The following is a 24,581-nucleotide window of genomic DNA, read 5'->3' on the forward strand; positions in this document are numbered from 1 at the left end:
TGTAAGTAGTTAGATTTATCAATTGAAGAGGTAATGGATGAAATCCAGCGCACAAGGTTTCAAGCGACTATATTTGGCAGCGCGTTATTCATGGCAAGGGTTTAAAAGTGGTTGGCGATCTGAGGCGGCGATCCGGCAAGAAGTTGTAGCAGCATGCATTCTTGTCCCATCGGTATTTTTTCTGGATATAACCAATGTTGAACGTGCCGTGCTAATGCTAAGCGTCCTGATGGTTTTGATTGTCGAACTATTGAATACCGGCATTGAGATGGTTGTTGATCGTATAGGCAGTGAATTTCACGAGCTCAGTGGAAAAGCCAAAGATTTAGGTTCATGTGCTGTGTTGATGAGTCTCTTGGCCGCTACCGCCACATGGGCAGTAATTTTATGGCCGTAGAAATTATACGCAATGATGAGGTGACGGAAGCACCATGAGAATTCTGTTAGTAGAGGATGATCAGCTCTTGGCGGATGGGTTGATTACTGCCCTGACCAGAATGAACTATCGGGTGGAGCACTGTACGACAGGGGGACAGGCTATAAGGGCCGTTGCCGGTAGTATATTTGAGGTGATGATATTGGATCTGGGCTTGCCAGACGGATTGGCATTGCATGTTATTAAATCATTACGTAACAATAAGCGCGCAGTCCCCATTCTTGTCTTGACTGCATGGGATCATCTTGAAACCAAAATAGAAGCTCTGAATGCAGGGGCTGATGATTACGTATTAAAACCCTGTGATGTGCGAGAGTTGGAGGCCCGCATTAGAGTTGTCGTTCGTCGTCATCAGGATCGCCGTATAGATCAGCTTCGGTGTGGCGATTTATTATTGGATTTATCCACTCACGAGTGTATTTATGATGAAAGCAAAGTCAATCTTACCAATCGGGAATTCTTGATCCTCAAAGAATTTATTCTGCACCGCAACAAAATTCTAACAAGGCAGCACCTTGATGAGCTCAGCCTGGGTTGGTCAGGTGAAGCTGAGAGTAATTCCGTTGAGGTTCATATTCATAACATCCGTAAAAAAATTTCGTCAGAAATAATAAAAACCGTGCGCGGTGTTGGGTACCTAATGGTGAGTGACTATGAGAATTAACAGCATTCGCCAAATGATTTTTATTGGTGTGAACACTGTTGTTATTGTGTTGCTGGGCATAACTGGTTTTATTACCTACTCAAGCACGCACCATGAATTGGATGAATTATTCGACGCTCAGCTTGCGCAGTACACTCGTTTAATTAATCAGCTAGTTGTCCAGACCCTCAGCAAACCAAGCGGTGAATTACCGGTTATTGTAAGTATTGCAGACATTAAAGAAGACAATATTGAACGCACATCTGCTGAAGAGCGCAGAGTTGAGGGGCATAAATACGAAGAAAAATTGGCGTTTCAAGTGTGGACTACCAAAGGAAACCTACTGTTGCGCTCTAGTAATGCCGGGACGGAGCCATTGGCTCCGCTCAAGGCCGGTTATCATGACGTATTTATTAGCCCTCATAAGTGGATATTTTACAGCTTATACAACTCGGGAAACCAAACCTGGACAATGACCGGGCAGCGAGAGGATGTGCGCGGTGAGCTAAGTTTGTATTTAACATTTGACCAGTTGATCCCACTCGGAATATCGTTGTTGCCCGTTACCGTCCTCATCTGGCTATCGGTATACTGGGGAATAAAACCTATTCGTGACCTTTCTAAGGCATTATCAAGGTCACAACCTTCGCTCCTTACACCCCTGGATATTGAGCTGCCAGTTGAACTAAAACCATTCCAAATTGCAATAAACCAACTTCTGGATGATTTGAAGCGTCATATTGAAAATGAAAAACGTTTTGTCGCAAATGCCTCGCACGAATTACGCACACCATTGAGTATTTTATTGGTGCACGCAGACAATATAAGAAATGCTAAAACAAATGATGATTGCACCTTCGCAGCAGAAGCTATTATGGTCAGCACTAAACGATTGACTCATCTAGTGACACAGTTAATGGAGATTGAAAAATTGGAGCACGGCGGGGGGGGTGCGACATCCAGCATAAATCTATCGCAATTGATTAGAGACAGTTTGGCACTGGTAGAATCAAGTTTGTTGAGCAATGTTAATTGGGCAATTAGTATTGATTCACAGATAAATATTTTAGGTGATAAAAATTTATTACAGGTCGTATTTCGCAACTTGCTTGATAATGCAGCCAAATATTCTTTACCGCTAAGTGAAGTGAATATATCAGCACAGGATAAAGATTGTTGCATTACCATAACAATCATTAATCAAATATCCAAAGAAATTCAACTGAATACAGGGCGCATGGGTGAGCGATTTTATCGGCACGTAAGAAGCCAAGGAGTTTCAGGTTCGGGGCTTGGATTATCAATCGTTACAAAAATACTCTCCATGCATGATGCAAAAATATCCTATGAACCTATAGAGCAAAACTATTTAAAGGTCGTTGTTGACTTTGCATAGATAATACTTTTTTATTAAATAAGTCCTTCATATCGTATTTTTATACACCTCCAATGTTTGCTCGATGGCTGACGTGTGTGTTCGGCGTCGAGCTTCTTTAATTTTACCGCTGTTTTTGATTATCCTCTTTTATTGAGTCAATGAGGACGTCCAGCCCCTCATGTGGATCGACGCCCAGTACTTGGCAATACCTCACAAACTCAAGTACTTCAATTTTCCGTCGATCCTGTTCCATCTTGCCCAGCACAGAATGATGCCGCCCCATTGCGAGCGAGGCTTCGCGGAGCGTCAAGCCACTCGCTTCCCGGTGCTTTTTTAGCCAGATGCGTAGCTTTTCGTAGTGAGATGAGTAAGGAGATGATTTCATTGTCTCGATGATAGAGACAGGATAGAATGGCGCGAAATTCGAGACATGAGGCGTCAATCTCTATCATGAAATCTCTCATTGTTAAGTCCGGGCTGCTTTCGGCATTATCGACGTTGGTAAACCGCGAGTTCACCGTACACGATCTCACAGAAGCCTATTTGAAAGATCCGGCATGCCTCCATAACGCCAAAAAGGCGGCTCGCCAGTTCGTGTATCGCAACATGCTGCGCCTTATCAACAAAGGGGATCTGACCCGTGTTGTCGTGGAAGGTGGATGGCCCCAATATCGATTAACTGCTCAATTTTTCGGCCGATCTCGGGCAGTCGCCGTCAGCGTCGTGCCTGCGCCACAGGCAAATATGGACTTACCTATTGCTCCTGCTATCGCCATAGCCACACCGGATCCGCGGCAAAATCTCCGGGAACGATTAAATCACCACAAACTGGAAATGCTATCCGCGATGGGAGAAACCGAGGAATACGATGCAATTTGCAAGGAGATTCCCGAGCTGCGTGACCAGGTACAGGTGCTCTATAACGCTTCAAGGGACAAATGCTCTAAGTTACTTGGCCGCGTTAAGGCACTTGAAAGTTTGCTTGGTCGGGAAGCAGGGATTGGACAATGAAACTCAGGCGATGGCAGTCCAACTGTGTGGAGCAAGCATTACGTAAATTTCAGGCTGGTGATAACCATTTTTTGTGTTTGGCCACACCCGGTGCCGGCAAAACGGCAATGGCCGCAACGCTGGCCAGCCGACTCCTATCCTTGAATATGATCGACCTGGTACTGTGCTTTTCGCCGTCCATCATCGTTTCATCAGATTTTCAGGATACCCTTGAAACACACACATTACAGCGTATGGATGGATCGCTCGGTGCACGCGGTTGCTCTTTAACCTACCAATCCATGTTACGGCTCGATCAAACATTTTGGGCATTGTTCTCCAGTCATCGAGTCATGGTTATCTTCGACGAAATTCACCATTGCGCTGGGGATACGCTCGGTAACGCCAATGCATGGGGGCAAACAATCATTCGCCATATCCAGGGGGGCGCGGCATTTACTCTTGCACTTACAGGAACGCCGTGGCGATCAGACCGCATCCCGATCGCATTGTCCAGCTACTGCCAGGATGACAAAATCCATTGCGATTATATTTACGGGTTAGCGCATGCAATTAAAGAAAATGTATGCCGCGCACCCAGCATTACCTTGATTGACAACGATCGCATCCAGGTAAAATGCGGAAACAGGACTGATAAATATTCATCGTTCGCCGAGCTATTAAGCAAAGCTCGCTGCTCTTATCAGCAACTGATCGATAATGACGACCTGATTCTGTACTTGCTCAGACAGTCCGCAAAAAAACTAACCCAGGTTCGCAAACTACATCCCAATGCGGGAGGGTTAATTGTCGCCGCGTCTGTGGATCATGCTCGTAAAATAGCGAATTTATTGGAAAGACACCTTGGGCAACGGGCCGCTATTGCTACCTATTTGGAAGATGATGCGCATCAAATAATTAATATCTTTCGTAATGACACTCAACCGTGGATTATTTCGGTAGGCATGATTAGCGAAGGAACCAATATTCCGCGCCTCCGGGTGTGCTGCCATTTGACTCGGGTAAAGACTGAGCTGCATTTTCGGCAGGTATTGGGGCGTATTTTGCGAGTGGGTAGTGACGCCCCAGGGAACAGTTATCTCTATTTGCCAGCAGAGCCTAACCTGGTTGAATACGCGAGACGAGTTGCGGAAGAAATACCGGATTCCGCCAAAATAAGACGTGAAACCATGTCGGAGAATGATGTTGGGGTCACTCTGTCTATGCCTGCCACCGACTTGCCTGAACTCCATGATGAAATGGAAATCAGTTTCGGACATTTTCCAGCATTAACAGGAATACCGGATGTCTCTATACCAACCCCCTTATCAGTTTCGATACTGGCACAATCATACGATACGACCATTAATATGTTCGGCCGCTTTCGTCAGGAGCTGCTGCAGCTACCTCACCTGTATGCGTAATAGGCAGCAGTCGCTTGTGGGAATATCAAAAGCCAGTTAGCCTCGTTGGAGCAAATACAAAAAGCAGCGTAAGTTATGAACGATATTGATCGTTACATTCATGCGGCAACCCGGGATAACACCCGCCGCAGCTACCGGTCCGCCGTAGACCACTTCGAGCTGGAATGGGGAGGCTTTTTACCAGCCACTGCCGATTCGGTAGCTAAATACCTGGCAGCTTACGCTGGTCAGTTAGCCAACAGCACATTACGTCAACGAATGTCGGCAATTGCTCAATGGCATATTGACCAAGGGTTTCCGGATCCCACCAAAAGTCCTTTGGTAAAAAAAGTCCTTAAAGGTATCCAGGCGGTTCATCCCGAGCGGCCCCAGCAAGCCAAACCGATAGCGTTACACCACGTTGAAACCATCGACGCTTACCTTCAAGAAAAAATCGCGGAAGCTCGCGCCGCTCAAAACTCGCACCTACTTCAACAAGCCATGCGGGATCGTGCCATTGTCCTTTTAGGGTTTTGGCGAGGTTTTCGAAGTGATGAATTGAGTCGGATCGAAATTCAGCATGTATCGATTGTCCGCGATGAAGGCATATCTCTCTACTTGCCATACACCAAAACAGAATCCGCAGGCGTCACTTATAAGACGCCCGCATTAAGACGGCTTTGTCCAGTAGATGCCTGCCACGAGTGGCTAATGGAGTCCGGTTTGATTGAAGGCCCTTTATTTCCCTCGATTAATCGATGGGGGCATCTGGGCAAAAAGTGTATGCATGCGAGCAGTTTCATCGGTGTGCTACGAAAAATCCTTAATGATGCACACATTGCCGACTCAGGCGCTTTTTCCAGCCATTCATTGCGTAGGGGGTTTGCTAACTGGGCTTCATCCAGTGGATGGGATTTGAAAACCATTATGGAATATGTTGGTTGGAAGGATCTGCGGACAGCGATGCGCTATATCGACAGCGGTAATCCCTTTGAGCGGCACGCACTAGCCACTGACCGTTGCATTGCAGATTAGTCTAAAGGTGCCTATCGTACGGAATCTAATACAGCTAAACTAATCGACAAATCTCAACACTCAACATTAAAAAGAATAAAAATGTATTTTTATATTTCTTTTTTCACATATTTTTGTAACGTACGATACAATTTATCGAGCATAATTCTCAAGCATGAATCCCACTGAAGAATCCTATCAACCGTTTCAAAAAGCGTACGATTTTTTCAATGAACGGCTTTTCGAAGGGAAGCTTCCGTCTTGCCTGATCACTTTTCAACGGCAAAAGCGGATCATGGGATATGTTTCGCTGGAACGATGGGTCAACAAACGTAAAGAATATACGCACGAGTTGGCCATCAATCCAGAATACTTTGCCAATTTCCCGCTGATGGAAATTTGCCAAACACTTTGCCATGAAATGGTTCATATCTGGCAAGCCCACGCGGGAACACCGGGTCGGCAAAATTACCACAATATGGAATGGGCGAGGAAAATGATTGCGATTGGCTTGATGCCATCGTCAACGGGGGAACCGGGCGGGGATATGACCGGACAGTCCATGATGGACTATATACTGGAGGACGGCCTTTTCAAGCTGGCGTTCGACGAGCTGGCCGCGTCAGGATTCCAATTAACCTGGATCGACCGGTATCCGGTTATTCGCCAAGAGAGAAAAACACTCACTTATACGCGGGATGGTGCTTCGATTGGCTTGACGCTACCAACGCCGACCTCAAGGGTGTTGGAACACCGTAATACCGACTCAATTTCTATTGAAAGCCTTCCTTATTCACTCGCTGAGCTTGAAGCCGCATTCAACGACACGTATTTTCCCCAGTCCCTACCGGTTCGTCCCTTTATCTCCACAACCAAGCCTCGCCATTCCAGCAACAAACACAAATATAAGTGCCCCAAATGTCATATGCAGCTCTGGGGCAAACCCGATCTTTCGGTGATCTGCGGTGAATGTCGCGAGACTCTGGTAGAAACAAACTAGGTCGCTTGGTTACCTAACGCTTCCTCTATCAACTGTGTCATGTCAAATTGCTGACCATTAAAATAAAAGCTGTAACTTCCATTGAAATTGATGTGCAACCACGCAACAGGGGAGCAACATTTCACTATTTCAAGGCTTTCTATGCGATTTTCTCGCTGCAATTTTTCCATCATAAAAGACAATAATCGTGAGTTGAAATAAATGATGCACGTGGCAATCAAGCGGCTGCAGTCATACCAATTCGTTATCTCATCGGGAGAATTACCCCGGAATTTACCATTCACCTCTTCAATCCTCCGCATAAGCATGTGATAGGACTCACCGCGATTTAACGCGCGGTGGACATAACTGCGAAAAGTCCCATCATCGATAAAGTCCAGTAAGTAAATGCTCTTGATCAAGCGATCATACTCAGCTAACGCCTTGAATGGGTTGCTTCGCGATTTGAAGCGCGACATCTTTCTGACAATAGTTGCTTGCGATGATTGGCTGCTATCTAAACTCACTATTATCTGCTGAATGAAATCCCAGTTATCCTCAATCAGTTTACGGTTGATAGGTTTTAGTAGAACAATTTCCGAATAGTCTCCATTTTTTTGTAAGTTGAAAAACTTCGCTAACTCTTTTCCTGGGCGGGCATACCTCGGCGCAAAGCTCCATCCAAAACAATCGAGGATGGCAAAATTAAATTGATTTGTTCCATGCGTGTCGGTGGATATCACGTCCGGCTGAATTTCTGAGGTGTTGCCGTGAAGAACATCGAATAGATAATGGGATTCGTGACTGTAGGGTTTCATAATCTGCGCATTCACTGGGACGTGATTGGCATTCAGGCTTACGGCAGACAACCCTTTACCTCGACCAAAATATTTTTTGCAAAAGTGCGTACTGATAGTGTTGAAATGACTTTGAAATCGCTGGCCATCATAACTCGCGTGTAACACCTCCTCTTGAATATTGTAATATTTAAAAATCGGTAAGGCAGCGATCGCGTTGCTGACCCGGTCTATCGCATTATGCAGCGTTTCGCCAGACAAATAATTTTTCTCTGTTTCCGCAAGGGTGTCATAGGAAATATTGCAAAGTTTGGCCATCCGATGTGTACCAAAGCGAGTCCCGTTTGCAACAATACACGCAATGATCGTGTTCAAATCCGGTGCCGTTTTGTTTAGGCGCCGGTGCGTTAGCGCTTTAGTATATTGGGTGTGTACCTCAACCTCCGCGAGCACATCACCGATGTGCATTTGCTTCAACTTATTTAGATAGTTTTCGTGTTTTTCGTTATTTTTTCCCGCTGTATTCTTCACGATCCACTTCTTTTTACCGTCAATATCCGTGAAAATTACAGACGGGTTGTCACCTGCAGCAATACGCGCCCCAACGTCTTTTCGCTTTCTATCAAATTCGGCAAGTTTCTCATCTAATAATTCCTGTACTGGTTTTTGTATAGTGGGGAGGCTACAAAGGGAAACTAACTCCGGAACGCATTCTGCCTGGACAAAATCGCTTTCATACCATCTGTAGGAAACACTTCGGTCTATAAAAAACTTGCATTCTTCTATCCTTGCAACAACTCGCATGTAAAGTAGCATTTCAGCGCGGATGAGATTGACCTGTTTCTTGCCATCGACTTCGTCAATCAAATACGGTTTTAGCTCTGGCTTGATTAGTCTTGTATCAAAGTTCTGCATCTTTCCATGTGCAAGTAGTTCTTCTTTTGCGTTATGAACCTGGGTCAGCCATGCTTGAGCTGTTTCATCGTGCGACTCAAAATTCAGGCATAAAAAAAGCTTTCGCAGTAGTCCTCTTATTACGTGATGCTTTTCTTCATAAAACTGCCATTTATATTTTTTCCCGTCGGTCTTGGACTTTTTCATAAAATCGCCGACCGTAGGGATTTCGTTTTTGGCAAGAATTTCATAGGCTTCTTTCCTGGCATCACTATGAGCTACTTCATCACCACTGAAGCGTTCATCGACCCACAGCTTGACCAAGTCTCCGGCCCGTTCCAGTTTTTCTTCCATGCTTGCCATTTCAGTGACATATTTGTCTTGGGCTCGCGTCCCTGCTTCTGCTTCCAGCTTGCGAACGTGATACCGAAACGCTTCGATAATAATGTCACTTATCTGATGATATCGACGGTATATATAACAGGAGAGATAAAGTACGAATTTTCCAGTGGACAGGTTCCTCAATCGAGTAATACTGTAAAGACTAACGTAGCTCCCGAGATGTTCGATATTTTTAGGTGATAAGTTCAATGACTCGACGGCAGTGCAAACAGTAGGAAAGATGTTGCTGAGTTTATTCAAAACATCTATTTCGCTATACATCTCTTTTCGCTGAAAGCTCTTCGGCAAATTTCTAATTTTGGTGATTAATGGTTTTTCTTCCTCCGTTAACGCCATGCTTTTTAACGCGGCTAAATCCTGTTCAGTCAGTCGGCCCAAGATCTTGCCTTCAAGCTCACGCTCTTCATGCTTGATACCGGCGGAGATAATTTTTTGCAGCGTACTGTAACCAGGAATAACTACTTTGGTTGCATTCAAGTGATGAATGCAACCATCAAATATTTCTCTCGGTTCGACAATCTGTTTGGTCAGCTGGACTACGAAATCCAGAAGCTGGTTTGAGCTTTCGTCGAATTGTTGGTATCCACCATATTTAAGGATACTCTGGTAAATACGGGACTTTTGGGTAGGCGTGAGTTTTGCTTGAGTAAGTTTGAGCGGAATATCATATTTGTGCCGGATATACACAAGATCGGATTTAACTGCATCAACAGAAACGTCCAAAAGCACAGGTTTGTATTTTAAGTACCCCAGTAGCAATATGCCGTATGCGTTGGTGATGGCATCATGTCGGTTGGAATAAAGTGCGGTTTCTTTTCCATGAAGGACGAAGTATTCCTCACGCTCGGCATCGGAGAAGCGGGGCACCCCGTAAAGTTCGTTGATTTCTGAGTCGGTTAGGATCTCGATTCGATTGTCTGCACTTGCCATTGGTAGCCCTCAAAAAAAAGGGCGGATTTTAGCGAAGCACAATCAATTACGTCGGCACAATGGCACATTTGATGAAGATGGAGTTAAGACATGCGATTAGATGCGCCATGTTGCGCTTTGTTTTTCCACGAAAAGCCTTGCGGCATATAGGCTTCGGCAGGTTTAGGTAATCCATGGCGGGAAGTTCCTGCTACCCCAATTAAGTGGCCACAACACGCTCATCTAATTGCGCATAATATTCATTATGTTAATACGGACACCAATAATATCTATGTCAGTTATGTCCATTTAGTTTCTTAGTAGGCTCCATTGTATATATGTCGTCTTTAGTATGCGCACCATGTAAACAACGATGTGGTGGCATACTTTGGCGGTATTAAAAATAAGATTTCCTAATGGACGAATATCTTGGACTATCAATCATATTGATGAGCCCACTGTTGAGGCCTTCAGATCTTGGATTGTCCATTTAGAAGAAATCAACTTTTCCCCTAATACTATTGAAGCTTATGCTCGGCACGTAGGTCGCTTACTAGGCTATCTACACGGAAACGATAAGCATATTTCGGACATCTCAATACGTGTATACGATTCCTTTCTGCAATGGTTACCAGTTCACCAAGCTAACGAGCTCAATCCTGAAAAGCTTTTTCTGATTACAAAGCCTGCAACTTTACGTATTTCCGCGTCACTGAAGAATCAAATTCATTTGGCTGTTAAGTCATTTTTTGGTTTTTGCGGTGGATTTCCGGAGTTATTCATCGGCCAGCACGTATCGACTCGATTTCACAGTGTAAATCAGATTAATCAATTTCTAGCGCATATTGAGAATCGAAAATCCACAAAAAATAAAGATCCATATTTTAGTGGTGACATAACTAGAGCGCGTAAAAAAGTTATTGAAAAGCGGCTCAAGCCCGAACAAGTACTAACTCTTATCAAATCATGCACGCTAATGCGAGATGCTTTTTTAGTTACTTTATTGTACAACACCGGCATGAGAATAGGAGAGGCATTAGGTTTGCGCCATACAGATATTGACCTCTCAGAACGCGTAATTTGGATTATACCTCGCAACGACAATCAGAATGGCGCACGAGCCAAAAGCAGAAGAACAAGGGCGATTCCTGTTTTAGATTACGTTATAAATATGTATGAAGATTATATGACCAGTACTGAGTATGAAAATGCCTTTGAGGCGGGAACTGAATACGTTTTTTGTAATGTGCTTCGTGGTCATGTCGGTAAGGCCTTGTCTCGTAGTTATTCAGAAAACCTTAAACTCTACCTACAAAAACGAGCAAATATTCAATTTACATGGCATCAATTTAGGCACACCCATGCAAGTGAAGCTATAGCGGAAGGATACAGCTTGCTTGAAATTGCTGATCGGTTAGGACATGCGAGCCCGCAAACAACCTTGGATTTTTATAAACATCTATTCAGCTCAGAAGTAAGGAAATTGCATCTTACTGGCCCTGAAAAATTAAAGGAAAGGCTCGATGAGTACAGGTCAATTAATTATCTTTCAGTTGGAGCTATTAAATGGATTTAAAACTTATACAAACCAATGCAGAGAGCGATCGTTATCAAGAGTTAATTCGCAGTTCGCTCGAAAAAATTAGTCCCAAGTTGCTTAAATGTGATGTTTGGAATGAAAGGTTTGTCCTGTCAATTCCAAAGTTTGTAAATGAGCATGTTGGATCTAAGCGTCCTATTGATTTCGCAACGCTTCCAGAATCAATCAAGCTCGAAACGAAGCTATATTGGTGCAATTTGTTGCAAGATAAAAGAAACAACTCAAGAAGTATCATAGAGCGAAGAAGGCTACCTATGGATTGGTTGAATGAGGAGTGGTCAACAATTTCCTCGTCGTTTGGATATGTATCGTTTATGTCCGATATACCACACCCTGAATTTGAAAGAAATTGGACGTTAAAAGGAAATTCCTCAGGGACTAAAGAGAATAATAAATTTCTTATAGAAGCATTTTCAAAGTTTAATAACCAAAGCGATCGAGCAAAAAAAATAGCTGAATGGATCAAGGATGGCGAGTGGGTTTCCAAGGAATATCTATCTCCAAGAATTACGATTATTGGTGATTTCCATAAAAAAATTGTTATGAATCGTGAACAATTTGAACCACTGGAAAAACGGAATATAGTTTACTTAAAAGACCTTTATACTGAAGAAAATTCACGTTTCTCTGATGCACAACAAAGAGACGATTGGTATATAAACTTTTTAAATTACCCTGAGTGGATGCGTGCTGCGTTAAGAACACATATTTTTTCTAAAATTGATAATGGTGAAATAGGCCCTCTAACTCTCAAAAAATACTTTGACAGGTTTAGACATTTTAGAGATTTTCTTTATGAGAAATTTAAAGATCCAAGCCCAATTAACATTACCAATTTATTAATTGGTAATGAGTTTATAGCCTGGGGTAATAATAAAAAGCTGTCGGGAAAAAATTGGTACACAGATGCTTACGCGATGTTAATTAGCGCATCCGCCCAATTTCCAGATAAATGGCCTGCGTTATCAGTAAATACAAGAGTTACTAGGAAGATAGAAAATAGCCATTATAAAGAAGGCTTAGGCAGACTCGGATACTCCAAAGAAGGTGCGGCCCGATCATACTCTCAAAATATTGTAGATCAATTATCTAATGTACTTAAATCAGCACCTTATCCTACTCATGAGGTTTTTACGATGATTCTTGCATCAGGAATGCGTGCGGAAGACGGTCATGCTGTTTTATTTGACTGTTTACATGATGATCCTCATGACACGAATTTCATGACGCTGACATTTTGGCAAAATAAAGTTAGAACCTGGAATACTAAGCCGCTTTCCAAGTCGGATAAGGCACATTCTTTTTTAATTGAAACAATTGAGCGCATAAAAAATAGTATTGTTCTAAAATATGGCAAGCCGACTAAGTATTTATTCCCTACCTTTACAGGAACCCAAGAAAGCTATGTGCGCCCTGCCCGCACCGCGATGGATATTAAAAAAAGATGCATTGAAAACAATATTTTAGATGATTCCGGAAAACCTCTAAAATTTTCATGGCACTGTTTGCGGCATACGAAAGGCACCTCAATGGCCGCAGAGGGACATGATGTGTTAACGATTATGATGGAGCTTGGCCATTCGAGCCCAGATATGGCAACGGTGTATGTCAATAACCGACTAGAGCTGAAAAAGCGTGCTTTAATCGATAAAGGAAGCGGCCGTTTTTTCACTATAGAAGGTGATGTGGATGAGAAGCTCGGAGAATTACTTGTCAGGAAATCAGTCATAACTGCAACCCGAGTTTGCGGAGGTGCTTGCTCTATGCCTGCCCAAATCGGTGATTGGTGTGAGCACGCCAATGCATGTTATACATGCAAACATTTTAGGGCCGATGAAAAGGACCTGCCGTTTTTTAAGGTTGAGAAAATTGAGTTAGAACGAGTTGTTGCCGAGCAGGTCATTGAATTGAAAGATTTGAAAGACTCCGGAAAAATCAGAATGTCTGAGATACTCTCGAAGCGAGTTGAAAAGAATAGACAAGTTTGCACTTCGCTGAAAAAAATTGTTACTGCTATAGAGTCAAATGAGGTTTTCAACGGCTCTGTCAATAAATTTAAGCCAGTTCAATTGGATATCTTATTAGATGAACGATAAAACAGAAGCAATGCGCTTGGCAAGAGAGCAACGAAGTCTAGAGAAAAGGAACTCCGTACAGGCGGCTATAGAAATATTGCGATCTAGAAACGAAGTTATAACATTTAAAACAGTTGCCGCTCTAGCAGGAGTGAGCAGGCAGTTTCTTTATGATAATTTTAAAGATGAATTATCGGAACTGCGTAATGATGGTAGAGATCAAAAACACAAAATTGACGGAAAAACTGTACCTGCTAGAACGCCTGAGGAATGGAAACATGTTGAAGCCCTACTTCGCAATAAAATTGATAGGTTGAAAAAAGAACTTGGTGATGTCAGGCGCGAAAATGCTAGACTTAAAACTGAGGCGGAAAACGAAAGAGGAAAAGCCGAGCACTTTAGGCAGAATTGGATAAATGCCAGATCCAAACCTTAATTTCTACTAGTCTCCCAGGTTAATTTCTTGAGGTCTGATTGTCTTTCGGCAGCATAAACTCAGATTTTTTCTGTTGCGTTAACGTTCGTGGAAGCCCATCATTTTCAGCAGTAAACAAGGGAATCTGACAACTTCGTTAATAAATGAACTATTGCAATTATGGGAAGTAATCATCAACTTTTAAACCACGTATTAAAAATACTGAGGTAATGTCAATGAGTAAACCTTACCAAAAAAAATCTAAACAGAACGATCAGTCCGAGAATAATCTAAAGGGCGACTTAACGTCTCGAGAGGTTGAACAGATAAAAGAGCTCTCAATCGTTCTTTTAAAAGAGGAGGATCTGCTCAAAGACCTGACGCCTCTGACCGCACATGCAGATTTATTGTTTAAATGACCTTTCGGGTGCGCCCATTCTGGGATATATGCTTAAGGGTTCAAAAAATAACACCGCATAGGCCTCCTCGAAAATATCACTTCGAGTGTTATGCAAGATTTGCTGGACACTCCTCACTCCCTTGAGGTTAATTATTTATATGTTGTAATCAGTCCCCGCAACACGCTATTGCCGACACTGTAAGGCATGCGGTAAAAATCTATCTGGATATCACGCCTTCTCGATTCTAAAAAGTACTTATATGCTAACTCGCACAGATCATTGAGAGATACAAATTTCTTTTTCTTTTGTGAAGCCGAAATAGAGGCTGTTTTTACGGCGCGCCACAGGATCGAGAAAACTTGTTCGTGAGCCAATTCCATAACCATAAGATGGAGCTTATAAGGCGGCGTGGAATCCTCTCGTAGTCCAAGCCCTTCCCTGTCAAGATAAAAACGACAATATTCAATGCACTCGTAAACTTTAAGTTGCTCATCCAGAATGAAAATAAATTGCTCGCTGCAAGTATCGGCAATTTTGCCTCTCATGCTGTAACTGAGGTTTATTATTGATTTCGGAATATCAGTAGTGGCGATCCTTATCAGTATGTTCGTATCGCGTACAACTCTGCCCCTTCTTTTTTGGATAATAGGGGAAATTACCACTCTGCCCTGCTTAAATAAAAAACAGATGCAATCCCTAGTTGCTTGATGGTGATTGGTAAAATTCCGTGTATGGAGCTGTGCCAAGGTGAGCGATACTTCTCCTGGAGCAAGGCACTCCATGAAAGCAATTAACACAAGATCTGCAAGGCAATCTAATTGAATGCTATTCGCTTCAAACATAAAAGGGATTTCATCTAAGGCAAGAATTGTACCTATTTTGGGTACATCGAGGCATTGTACCAATAATAGGTACGATGAAAAAAGCAATATCCTCCACAAAATATGCAGCCCTGATCGGCTGGTTAAAAGCCGCTAGAACTAATCAAGGGCTTAGTATGCGTGATTTAGCTCTGCGCCTCGACGAGCCGCATTCCTTTGTCCAGAAGGTTGAGATTCTGGAAAGAAGGCTAGATGTTTCTGAATACGTGGATTACTGCAATGCGCTAAACTTGAATCCCAAAGATGGGCTAGACCTACTTTACTAGCCTATTTCCATGTTTTTTGATCACTTCCTCTCCGGCAACTTCTAACATCCTTAGTCAAATAATTTTAATTTGAACTCGCAAAATACCATGTGGATTTTAATGGCGGGGTATGCTTTGGCTATTGTTGAAACCTGATTATTTGATTGGGGCACCGCCATGATCCGCTGTAATCTCGCCCGTATAATGGGTGAACATAAGGCGCGTATTGCCGACTTTGCCAGAAAGACAGCCCAGAAGGTGGACTTGAATGCAGTAGAGCAAATCTGCTTATTGTTTGATCGCACTGTTGGCGAACTTCTGGAGTTAGTACCAAATCAACATGACCAAGGAGCGGCCTGATGTCTTCGGAAGCTGATACTAGAGCAAATTACATAGACCGCCATTTGGATAACCTCAAACATAATCCGTGAGCACTACTTTACCAATGGTTGAAAAATGGCTGGTGGTATTCGTGGACGACGTTGCTTTGTGGATTATTTACTTCACAAGACAACCGCTACCTGGCCGTGGTAGAAGCCAAAAAAGAGTCTGAGCATCCAACGAAATGGTTACAACAGGTAATCGACTATGCAAGCAAGCTTCGCGTTCGCTTCGTCTATTCCAGTAATGGCAAGCAAACCTAAGAATTCGATCTGGAAACCGGCAAAGGCGATTACATAGAGTTTTATCCAACACCTGCCGAGTTGGATAATCGCTATGCCAGTGAAGCGACTGCCCTCAGCCAAGACCTAAGAAACATGCCATTCCATCTGGAAGGGGCAATACAGCCGCGCTACTACCAAGAGCTGACAGTCCATGCCGCTACAGATGCCATCGGCCATCCTGCTCATCATGCAGTAACACGTGCGCGAGAATATCCACCATCCCTGTACGCTTTAACAAAATGGTTTGCAGTGGAGAGGCGTTGGGTAATTCGGCGAAGGGAGCGCCGTTGCGAATGGCTTCGCGTTTGCGCTGCTGTATATTCCAACCAATTTCCCCATCAATTCTAATCTGAGTGGCCCACCCAATCGCATCCGTTTCTTCACTATAAATGTTTAATAGCTGGAGTCTTGAGTATTATTTCTGTGGGCCACGCTACGTAATTACTTACCAAGCATCGTTCCGACAAAGCTCAAGAATTCCAGAGAGTACGAAAGTTTTGAGAATGCTAGGGCGCTTGTAACCTTCAAGTTCGACACCTATTTTCTTGTAGTGTGTATATCGGTCGAAAGTTATATCAATAACATCGGAGAACTCAATTCACCTTGAAATTGAGGTTTCTTTATTAGCTAATATTTTTATAGCTCGCCACATTAGCATCTGTATCTTATCAATCTCACACTCAAGGATTAGCAAGCGCAATTTGGCAATGTTATGGTTTGGATTTATGATCGTTAGTTGCCTTCGCTTTGCGAAAAATACGCAATACTCTATACATTCGCAAGCAATAACTTCGTGATTAAAAGCCTTCAAATAAGCTGAACAATTATGAAAGACGAGCATATAACCGCATTTGGACGGTTCATCAGAGAAATTCGTAAAGAAAAAGGCCTCTCTCAAGAAGCATTTGCCGATCTTGCTGGTATAGACCGTAGTTATATGGGGCATATCTAGCGAGGTGAGAAGAACGTGACGTTGACCAAAATTTATCAGCATTTGTAATGACTTAGAAATGACTCCTGTAGAGATTTTTGAGCGATTAAGTAGGTAAAAACTATAATTTACGCAAGAAAATAATTTTCCTGTTCTTGCATTCAAGTCCCCATCATTCAGAAAGTTTAACGAGCTAATCAAACAATCGCATTTCTATATTATGCGGTCTATCCAAGTCGTAGAGTTTCTCCATTTGAGAAAGAAAAGTACTTTGTCCCCCATAGCTAGGATGCCTTACTTTTACAATATCTTCATGTCTAAAAACTCGCATCGCCGTTTGTTCAGCATCATTACCAATCGCTACTATTCTTTTTGGCTTTAGGAAATCGATTAACAATTTTAGAAGTGCTTCCCCTGCCATTCTCTCCTTCGAATTATGTGCTCGGTTGCTAAATGGAGTTCCTGCTTCATAGGGGTGCAAAGGGAAAACATTCCATAGAAAAACTGGACTTGATATTTGTGAAAGAACACTCCAGATTACTGCTGCAGTCCGCTCTGGGACAGCTTCTCCCTTGGTTAGCTTATCAACATATATTCCCCACCTTGCTGCATGATGGGAAAGATGCACATCATCCGTTAATGCTAACCCAGTACGCCTACCGCCTCGATAGCCTAAATCTCTCCCAATCCATATAGCGTCAATTTCAACTGCACTTGCGGCCACCAACATTTTTTTTAATAACAGCCGCCTTTTTTGCGGCGCATCAAGAAGATCGTACACATCACAACGATCTGAATATGGATTAAAAGCATTTTCGAATGCCAAACTGCTTAGCTCTTTAACAAAAAAATCAGCTTTCATTTTCATTTCCTAGTGGGCGATAACTAATGGTTCTATTTTCTCTATCGCCTATGATTATTCCACCATTATTTTCTTTGACCTGTCGAAAGATTGAATAACCCTTAAGAATCGCATCTTCCCAAAGCTTTAATGGGCATTTTTCAACTTCGTAGCCATGAACAAACTTCTGAATAGTTTTCAAAACATCTAAAGATATACCATCATGCCCTTCAAAATAATCAAGTCCTTTCGAATATGCAAAAAGCCATGCAGTTAATCCTTCTTCAACAACAATTGCCCGTCCGCCATCCTGTGCTTCATCAAATAAAGGATTGCTTTTTCGTTTTTGCTTTATCAGCGCTCTAAATGTCGGTGACCAATGAAGAATTGCAGCATAAGCAAGATGAAAAACATCATGGAAACGATATCCATCAGGATCGCGAATATTATCTGTTAAAGGTTGACCAATAAATACACCATTCCACCGTAAATAGCTTTGCCCACTCTTTCTTTGCGTTATATAAATTTCAAATTTCCGTGGGAGTTGTTCTTCTTCAGAAAACTGAGAATCAAAGTCCGGTAAAAATCGCGCCTCTGGAATAGAAAAACGACCTAGCGCCTTTATTAAATTCCCTTTAACTATTTTTGCAAAAGACAGGTTAATCGACTGAATCGCTCTTATATATAACCGTGCGAATTCGATCATATTTTCTCTAAAAATAGGTAGTGCCTTGTCCGTTTTAAGTAGTTTTCCCGCTGTGTACCCCAACTCCATAAGAGCTTCATCTAGCGGCATAAGCTCAGCAATTGAAATTATTTGTGAGATTGGGGAATTGCAATGATCATTCGCAGAAATCACCTTGATATGTGATGAATCTAAAGCAGATTCAAATATATCTCCCAATTTTATATCTAAGCGTCTGCACAAAGCAGAAAAATACCAGAGTGCATCGCCAAACTCCTCTTCGACAGCCTCCCGATATCCAACGTATGCTTTTTTCTCGCGACGATACTTTTTAGAGGCAGACATAATGCTGCCAACTTCTCCATAAAGCCCCAAAAGAATTGGAACAATTTCTTCGTTTGAGAACCTATCTGTTGTAACTATTAACCTTTCGTATTCTTGAAATGGAATCGCACCATTTATTTCGTCTAATTTATTTGATGTTAAAATATTCATGATGGATTATCCAGATCAAGTAAATTCCATGTGCAATAACTGCGTTTAAAAAATGTAATAAAGATATCCGTAGACTACATCATGCGCTTACGGATTTTGAAAGCCCTTTTAATATTAGATGTACACACTCATCAATAAATGGTGAGGTCATTAACCTCTGATACTCGAATACCTCTAACCCGACTCGCTCTGACAAATCTGCTATTTTGAGCTGTTTTATAGTATCTACAATCGATTCATAGTTACAATCATGCCCAAATGTACGCGCCAGCTCTTGCAAGTCGGAATAGCCCGCATTATGGGAAATTTGCCAAGCCTCACTAAAATGCTCTGAAATCTCATTATTTAATATAATTTTACACACATCACCGACAACGCCCCCAAACGCTCCCAGTAAAAAGAGGGGGTTTTCAGAATCAAGGGTCAATTTTATTTCTTCCAGCACACCAGGCATTTTCCCTTTGTAACCGAAAAGTTTTCCACCTACACAAATTCTATGGGTGGAAGAAGAAATAGATTTCTCTCTCATTTCTGTCAAGCATCTAGACCAAACGTATGAATTTTTAGCTGAATTTGGTGGTAAAAATACGGTTTTAGATAATCCGCTCGCCACATCATCAGGAATATTATATTCGATTGTACGCATTATTCGGCGATATTGAGCTCTCCATGAAACGATTTCTTGTTCAGAGATATACAGTGGCCACGCAAGATGATTTTCAACATAAGGAAGCTCTCTATTAACTCGCTCTTTTAAGATTGCTGCCTCATTAAGAATAAATTCTGTAAATCCATTCGGTCGTAAATCTCCTCCATAAAGCAATGTCGCAGACCGCGCCAATAAATGTCTTGCTAGGTCTTGTGCCAATAAAATCAAATGATCTACATGCTGATGGTTAACAAAGCAGTTATGTTCGGAAACCTCAGAAATGGAAATTCCTACTCTCATTGATACCAATCTATTTTGATCCGCTGCGTTCCAGAGCGGAGTAAAAGTGTCAGCTCCAAGTTCACGATGCCAGCCCGCTTCATCCAAATAAATAGGTGGTTCCGGATAACAAATCTTTGTTTTGCCACGGCTTTTTAATGCAATTACTTGTCGAATTTCTGGTGGGCGAGCAACCAATTCGCAGTCAGAATCAACCCATCCTGCAGACCTATATTTTTCTAGGCATTGAATAGAATAGCTATGACGAATTGTCTCAATAATCGTAGCGGACAGAACACGCAATATATCCCTAGTGCTCATCGGTGTATCGGAGGAAACATGTACCCTTGGGACATTAGATGCTGCGGGGAAAATCCTATCTTCAAAATCATCAAGACAATTCATTACAACAATCGGTCGATTAAAGCTTTTGGCGCTCAGGATTTCGCGTTGGCACCAATAACGAGAAGAATACGCATCACTTTCTATGGCTAGCAATGTGGAATTTGGAATATGTTTTTCAATTTCTTCATTAAACAAAAATCCCGGAGAAATTTCATTCGCATCAAAAAAGCGGTTCATGTTTGTGTTATCTATAAATCGCTTTATTTCCTCCGCGTGTAATCGACCAGTGTCACCGGCTTTCGCATGGCTTAAAAATATATTTATTGAGGATTTTTTCCCTGCATCATTAGACGCAATTGGCGAAAACCCAAATCGATAAATTTCATGAGCCAGATTGAGTATGGCAAGGTAGTCTTTGTTTTCATCGCTCCATTCATATGCTCTAATACAATTTAAGCCGTGAAGTGCGCCGCCATGATTCAGACCATTTTTATCTATTGCTACTGGAACAATATAGATTGAATTATCTTTAGGGAAACTTTCTATAAAGTTAGACCAACTCTCACGCCCCATGGTATTGACACTGGCGAAAATAAAAATGATATTTCGATCCGCAATCGAAGCAGGATAGCTGTCAGGAGTTTCGCTACTATTTTGCGAACTGAAATAAAATAAAGGAATATTTAGCCCCCTTGAAAAGGGTCTATTTTTGTCTCGCCCTAAACTATTGCCGACCGCTTCAAGAATCGGATTAACTAAAGCCGCGTCTGCAGGGTTCCATACAAAGAATACAGCAAGATAGGGAGAGAACCTGTTGTCCATAAAGTTTTTATCCAAAAAATTTCATTTAGTTTTAATCTACAAAATTTAGTAGTGAAAAAGCTCAATTAAGAATTGACGATTTCCGCTGTATTTAAAAGAGTTTTCCTGTTCCCTGATCTACTCGCATGTGAGAATCCGTAAACTGATACGGATCATCAATAATAAAATTTATATTTCCTTTACGCCCTTGGAATACATTTTCAATTAAGTATCGCCCTGCCATTGATTCCGAAAGGTTTGTTTTTTTAAAGTCTCGTATTCTGATATAGTCAATGGAATCAAGATCAATTTGCACGGCTTTACTTCCAAAATATAGAAAATAATTTGAAATTAAAACCTGATCGCTTCCGCCCGTATCTCGATTTAAATTTACAAGATTTGGTGAGCCATCTGGATTGCTGTGATGCGAGTCCTCTTGAAGCCAGTTACCGCTTGGATCTCTATGATAGATATTGTCACCTAGCATCTGTACCTGGCTTCCATTACGCAGTGGCTTTTTAAGATTAAAGCGAGTGTCACTCCAATAGTCCTGAAAAGAGATTTTTTCTGATACTTTCATTAAAAAAATACATCGCCGCTTAATGGGCTTGAGTTGACTACCTCCGATACCTAAAATCCAATCACCTACTTTTGCGGCCTTGCGAATCCGTGGCTTGCAAGTAGCCAATGTACAAATCCCATGAAATGGATTTGGTGCAAAGCCAAAATCTCTGGTAATGGCGTATGTATAAAGATGAGAGTTGGGCTCAATCAACATACGGTATTAACTCCATTTAATTTTTTGGGTGAAGGTGAGCCATCTGGTTCTTGAAATTGGCTATTACCGCTTAGTGCATCAATAATTGAGTCTGCCCTCCAGCCAACTCTAGACGTTGCGTATTTTTCCAAATTTTTGGGGATTTTTACTTGGTCTTTTAATCCGTTTTCAAACACCCCAATTATTGGCTTGCCAAGTTGATGTGCGACCTTTATCTCCCAGTCAACCCATGACCTGGTGTGCGTTTCTTTACCAATTACAACAATAACTTGACTTGCCCATCGCATTTTCATTCTTAAAAGACGTTCAATAGTGCGATCACTGATCCGTTTCTGGTCAAGTCTTTGCTGGTTTTCAGGTTTAACTCGAATTGAACTATTTCTTATTTGGTAGCCTTTGCTAGAAAGAATGTTGGCAAGACCATCAACACTCGCATCGTCTTTATGGTGATGACTAACAAAAACATTTTTTATGACATCTGACATCATTCACTCCTGTGTTTGAGTTTCTAATTAGTTTTTCGAAAACGCCCTGCTAATTAATTTTTTCTCATGCCTTACTTGATGAAAAAATAGGCTAGATAGTACCTTAAGAGGGATTCATTCGCCACGAATGCAGCTTGAATTGTTACGCTTCTAATTATTGAAATGTCCATTATCGCACCCACGAAAAATCAGATCTCGCAGACTTGATCTTTAAATATCAAGCCTGCGATATTAACTTTTTGATTTTATTGGATATTTCCCCTGCAGATACTAGTTGACGCCCTCAGAAACCTTACTTTGATCTGCACTAAAGTTGTCCAGAAAACTCCATCTATATCCCCTTCGGCGAGTATTTAGAGCATCTGCGAAGAAGCCGTTCTCTGCAACAAAAGCAGGTGGCAGACATTATGGGGATTAATCCCTGTTATGTAAGCGCGCTGGAAAAAGGGCGCAGGCGTGCACCATCTAAGCAAGTTATTACGAGAATCATTGAGCACCTGAGGTTAACGCAAGAAGAGCAGACAGCAGTTTGGTATTCAGTGGAAATTTTTGAGCCTCAGCTCCGTTTACCAAGCACCATGTCGAAAGCAGAGTTTGAGTTTGTGCATAAGCTGAGTCATTCGCTCGGTAATTTAAGCCATAGCCAGCTGGTAATTATGGGGAAAACTTTAGACTGGGGGAATCAGGTAAGAAAGTTAAGGCAAATGAACGGCAAATGCCTTTAAGAACAACGGAGCGCACCTTTTGGATTGCCCCGCTATTGATGTAAGCATAGATACTTACAGCTTCAGAAACCATAGTATCTGCAACACCTAATAGCCCGTCAAGCAATCCTCTTGCCCCCTATCTATCAAACTTAACTTTAAGTTCCAAGCTAGTACATTTTGATCATATTAGCCCTAGCAGGCAAAACTAATTTCAAATACAACGGGGAATTGACCTATGACCTAGAGAAAACAACGACTAAATAACTAGGCCATGGAAGAGAACAGGGGGTAAAGGACGGTAATCCCATACCCCCTGAAAAAGTTGTCAAAGTGGGACACCCTGACTCCTCTATTCTCAATCCCATATCAAGCGGCGTCAAGCCGCTCGGCCTTCTATTACTCTAATTTAGGGGACGGCACCCTACGCCTCAGTTTTTGAGCAGTGCCAGTAGGAGAGAATATGACAACACCCATATCAACACAGAGAGAGATTGTTCGATTAATTACGAAAGGTAGCCTTAGTAATAGAACAGCAGCAAAACGGTCTGTGATTACACACAAAAAACAGTCGCATCTATTAGAGCAAAGCTGAATCTTTGCAGCATTACTCCTGCCGAGCTATTAGAGCTTGAGGATGCAGCCTTACTGAGACAGCTGGGTACGAATTTCCGAGCCAATAAATCTGAAAAAATCGTTCCTGATTGACACTCCATACAAAAGCAACTGCAATTAAAAGATATGACTCTAGCCTTATTATGGGAGGAGTACCGCTTTGAAAATTGTGAGCAAGCTATCCGCTGCTTAGGTTTTAGGGGGAAGGTCCGTCACAATCAGCTTCTTTTTTGGGAGCACTTACCTATATAAGGTTTTATTGGGAAGAGTGGATTCTCTTGGGTTTGTATTGAAATCAATTTTTTAGATATCACTACATACCCATCTTGTGAGATATATCCTACATAACATCGGGCAATTATCGTCTATCTCTGTTCAGGGGTTTAAGGTATTTTGCAAAGCTTATTTGCCCAATTTAAATTCAAATCATCTCAGCTAAAACAAGAAATACAAAGAAATAATTTTATATAAGAACAGGATTTATTTTTTAAGATTAAATTTTAAAAATTTCACTTCCAATTGGAGGAATTATGTTTAGACGTATATGGATATTGGTCTTCGTTTGTTTTTTCATGAATTTTACCTATTTTTCCTCGAGCGCACTGGCAGGAACTGTTGTCTACAAATATGACGCGCTAGGGCGCGTGATTGAAGTTGTCTATTCAAACGGAACCCGCATCATTTATACCTATGACAAAGCTGGTAATCGCACAAGAGTTGTAAAAACCATCTGATGGTTGTAAGAATCATAACTAGAACCTTAGTTGCTGTATTTTTTATGTTTGTAATTTGTACCATTTTCATGGATTCCTTTCCTTAAAGGTATTGATTCGGCTATATGTCAAA

Annotated in this window: 24 protein-coding genes and 1 pseudogene; 17 read left to right on the top strand and 8 right to left on the bottom strand. The window is 41.9% G+C overall.

Translation table 11 applies throughout. From position 1 onward, the window contains the following. Nucleotides 1–37: 37 nt before the first annotated feature. Genes O59_RS18535 through O59_RS18545 form a run of 3 tightly spaced genes read left to right on the top strand, consistent with a single transcriptional unit; the run spans nt 38 to nt 2,475 of the window. On the top strand, nt 38–397 hold the full coding sequence (locus O59_RS18535) for a diacylglycerol kinase (protein ID WP_040393442.1): 360 nt from the start codon (nt 38–40) through the stop codon (nt 395–397). Between the two features lie 34 nt (nt 398–431). Beyond that, on the top strand, nt 432–1,100 hold the full coding sequence (locus O59_RS18540; RefSeq protein ID WP_007645454.1) for a response regulator transcription factor: 669 nt from the start codon (nt 432–434) through the stop codon (nt 1,098–1,100). Continuing rightward, the gene (locus tag O59_RS18545) at nt 1,090–2,475 is read left to right on the top strand and encodes an ATP-binding protein (RefSeq protein WP_007645456.1); all 1,386 of its coding nucleotides are present in this window, start codon (nt 1,090–1,092) and stop codon (nt 2,473–2,475) included. Before O59_RS18540 ends, O59_RS18545 begins: the two co-directional genes overlap by 11 nt. 103 nt (nt 2,476–2,578) lie before the next feature. Here the strand turns inward: O59_RS18545 and O59_RS18550 are convergent, their stop codons facing one another. Next, entirely contained in the window at nt 2,579–2,899 is a 321-nt protein-coding gene (locus O59_RS18550; protein WP_050977118.1) for a helix-turn-helix transcriptional regulator, read from the bottom strand. 8 nt (nt 2,900–2,907) lie between these two features. On the opposite strand from O59_RS18550, the gene O59_RS18555 reads away from it, so the two are divergent. The 4 genes from O59_RS18555 (at nt 2,908) to O59_RS18570 (ending at nt 6,864) form a co-directional block, all read left to right on the top strand. Then, nucleotides 2,908–3,468, top strand: coding sequence for a hypothetical protein (locus O59_RS18555; protein WP_007645458.1), 561 nt, complete (start codon nt 2,908–2,910; stop codon nt 3,466–3,468). After that, nucleotides 3,465–4,871 (top strand): DEAD/DEAH box helicase, encoded by a 1,407-nt coding sequence (locus O59_RS18560; protein WP_007645460.1) that lies wholly within the window; start codon nt 3,465–3,467, stop codon nt 4,869–4,871. The genes O59_RS18555 and O59_RS18560 overlap by 4 nt, the downstream gene beginning before the upstream one ends. A gap of 75 nt (nt 4,872–4,946) precedes the next feature. Further along, entirely contained in the window at nt 4,947–5,885 is a 939-nt protein-coding gene (locus O59_RS18565; RefSeq protein WP_007645461.1) for a site-specific integrase, read from the top strand. 154 nt (nt 5,886–6,039) lie between these two features. Further along, nucleotides 6,040–6,864 carry a SprT-like domain-containing protein gene (locus tag O59_RS18570; protein ID WP_007645462.1) on the top strand — a complete coding sequence of 275 codons (825 nt, stop codon included), beginning with the start codon at nt 6,040–6,042 and terminating at the stop codon, nt 6,862–6,864. Here the strand turns inward: O59_RS18570 and O59_RS18575 are convergent. Then, the gene (locus tag O59_RS18575) at nt 6,861–9,866 is read right to left on the bottom strand and encodes a Tn3 family transposase (protein WP_007645463.1); all 3,006 of its coding nucleotides are present in this window, start codon (nt 9,864–9,866) and stop codon (nt 6,861–6,863) included. The genes O59_RS18570 and O59_RS18575 overlap by 4 nt on opposite strands. A 367-nt stretch (nt 9,867–10,233) precedes the next feature. Between O59_RS18575 and O59_RS18580 the strand changes: the two genes are divergently transcribed. From O59_RS18580 to O59_RS18595, 4 genes are all read left to right on the top strand, one after another. Beyond that, nucleotides 10,234–11,421 (top strand): tyrosine-type recombinase/integrase, encoded by a 1,188-nt coding sequence (locus O59_RS18580; RefSeq protein WP_198284829.1) that lies wholly within the window; start codon nt 10,234–10,236, stop codon nt 11,419–11,421. Then, on the top strand, nt 11,412–13,541 hold the full coding sequence (locus O59_RS18585) for a tyrosine-type recombinase/integrase (RefSeq protein ID WP_007645474.1): 2,130 nt from the start codon (nt 11,412–11,414) through the stop codon (nt 13,539–13,541). Before O59_RS18580 ends, O59_RS18585 begins: the two co-directional genes overlap by 10 nt. After that, complete coding sequence (locus O59_RS18590; RefSeq protein ID WP_050977119.1) at nt 13,531–13,956, top strand: DUF6262 family protein; 426 nt, start codon at nt 13,531–13,533, stop codon at nt 13,954–13,956. The genes O59_RS18585 and O59_RS18590 overlap by 11 nt, the downstream gene beginning before the upstream one ends. A gap of 215 nt (nt 13,957–14,171) precedes the next feature. Beyond that, complete coding sequence (locus tag O59_RS18595) at nt 14,172–14,354, top strand: hypothetical protein (RefSeq protein WP_040393449.1); 183 nt, start codon at nt 14,172–14,174, stop codon at nt 14,352–14,354. A gap of 131 nt (nt 14,355–14,485) precedes the next feature. Here O59_RS18595 and O59_RS18600 read toward each other — a convergent pair whose 3' ends face one another. Continuing rightward, nucleotides 14,486–15,178 (bottom strand): hypothetical protein, encoded by a 693-nt coding sequence (locus tag O59_RS18600; RefSeq protein WP_157152645.1) that lies wholly within the window; start codon nt 15,176–15,178, stop codon nt 14,486–14,488. A gap of 74 nt (nt 15,179–15,252) precedes the next feature. Here O59_RS18600 and O59_RS22210 point away from each other — a divergent pair, with 74 nt between their 5' ends. The 4 genes and pseudogenes from O59_RS22210 (at nt 15,253) to O59_RS21560 (ending at nt 17,079) form a co-directional block, all read left to right on the top strand. After that, on the top strand, nt 15,253–15,483 hold the full coding sequence (locus tag O59_RS22210; RefSeq protein ID WP_040393453.1) for a helix-turn-helix transcriptional regulator: 231 nt from the start codon (nt 15,253–15,255) through the stop codon (nt 15,481–15,483). A gap of 156 nt (nt 15,484–15,639) precedes the next feature. Then, nucleotides 15,640–15,822, top strand: coding sequence for a helix-turn-helix transcriptional regulator (locus O59_RS18610; RefSeq protein ID WP_040393455.1), 183 nt, complete (start codon nt 15,640–15,642; stop codon nt 15,820–15,822). Continuing rightward, nucleotides 15,822–16,301: pseudogene (locus tag O59_RS22330) on the top strand (type I restriction endonuclease subunit R); the annotation flags it as partial. The gene O59_RS18610 and the pseudogene O59_RS22330, both read left to right, overlap by 1 nt. Before the next feature lie 652 nt (nt 16,302–16,953). Beyond that, nucleotides 16,954–17,079, top strand: a complete 126-nt coding sequence (locus O59_RS21560) for a helix-turn-helix domain-containing protein (RefSeq protein WP_081489740.1) — start codon at nt 16,954–16,956, stop codon at nt 17,077–17,079. 172 nt (nt 17,080–17,251) lie between these two features. Here O59_RS21560 and O59_RS18620 read toward each other — a convergent pair whose 3' ends face one another. The 5 genes from O59_RS18620 to O59_RS18640 all read right to left on the bottom strand — a co-directional run bounded on the left by O59_RS18620 (nt 17,252) and on the right by O59_RS18640 (nt 22,416). Further along, nucleotides 17,252–17,920 carry a uracil-DNA glycosylase gene (locus tag O59_RS18620; RefSeq protein WP_007645483.1) on the bottom strand — a complete coding sequence of 223 codons (669 nt, stop codon included), beginning with the start codon at nt 17,918–17,920 and terminating at the stop codon, nt 17,252–17,254. After that, the gene (locus O59_RS18625; protein ID WP_007645484.1) at nt 17,910–19,079 is read right to left on the bottom strand and encodes a nucleoside triphosphate pyrophosphohydrolase family protein; all 1,170 of its coding nucleotides are present in this window, start codon (nt 19,077–19,079) and stop codon (nt 17,910–17,912) included. Before O59_RS18625 ends, O59_RS18620 begins: the two co-directional genes overlap by 11 nt. A 79-nt stretch (nt 19,080–19,158) precedes the next feature. Then, nucleotides 19,159–21,189, bottom strand: a complete 2,031-nt coding sequence (locus tag O59_RS18630; RefSeq protein ID WP_198284830.1) for a hypothetical protein — start codon at nt 21,187–21,189, stop codon at nt 19,159–19,161. Between the two features lie 76 nt (nt 21,190–21,265). Further along, nucleotides 21,266–21,931 carry a hypothetical protein gene (locus O59_RS18635; RefSeq protein ID WP_007645486.1) on the bottom strand — a complete coding sequence of 222 codons (666 nt, stop codon included), beginning with the start codon at nt 21,929–21,931 and terminating at the stop codon, nt 21,266–21,268. Beyond that, nucleotides 21,925–22,416: a TIR domain-containing protein gene (locus tag O59_RS18640; protein ID WP_232283114.1), complete on the bottom strand. Its 492-nt coding sequence runs from the start codon at nt 22,414–22,416 to the stop codon at nt 21,925–21,927. The genes O59_RS18635 and O59_RS18640 overlap by 7 nt, the downstream gene beginning before the upstream one ends. Before the next feature lie 335 nt (nt 22,417–22,751). Here O59_RS18640 and O59_RS18645 point away from each other — a divergent pair, with 335 nt between their 5' ends. Together O59_RS18645 and O59_RS22335 are read left to right on the top strand one after the other, a co-directional pair. Then, nucleotides 22,752–23,141, top strand: coding sequence for a helix-turn-helix domain-containing protein (locus O59_RS18645; protein ID WP_040393460.1), 390 nt, complete (start codon nt 22,752–22,754; stop codon nt 23,139–23,141). Nucleotides 23,142–24,307: 1,166 nt separating this feature from the next. After that, a complete protein-coding gene (locus O59_RS22335; protein ID WP_007645488.1) occupies nt 24,308–24,469 on the top strand; it encodes an RHS repeat domain-containing protein in 162 nt (53 codons plus the stop codon). The last annotated feature ends 112 nt before the right edge of the window (nt 24,470–24,581 follow it).

It is taken from the genome of Cellvibrio sp. BR (genome assembly GCF_000263355.1).
Classification (GTDB): domain Bacteria; phylum Pseudomonadota; class Gammaproteobacteria; order Pseudomonadales; family Cellvibrionaceae; genus Cellvibrio.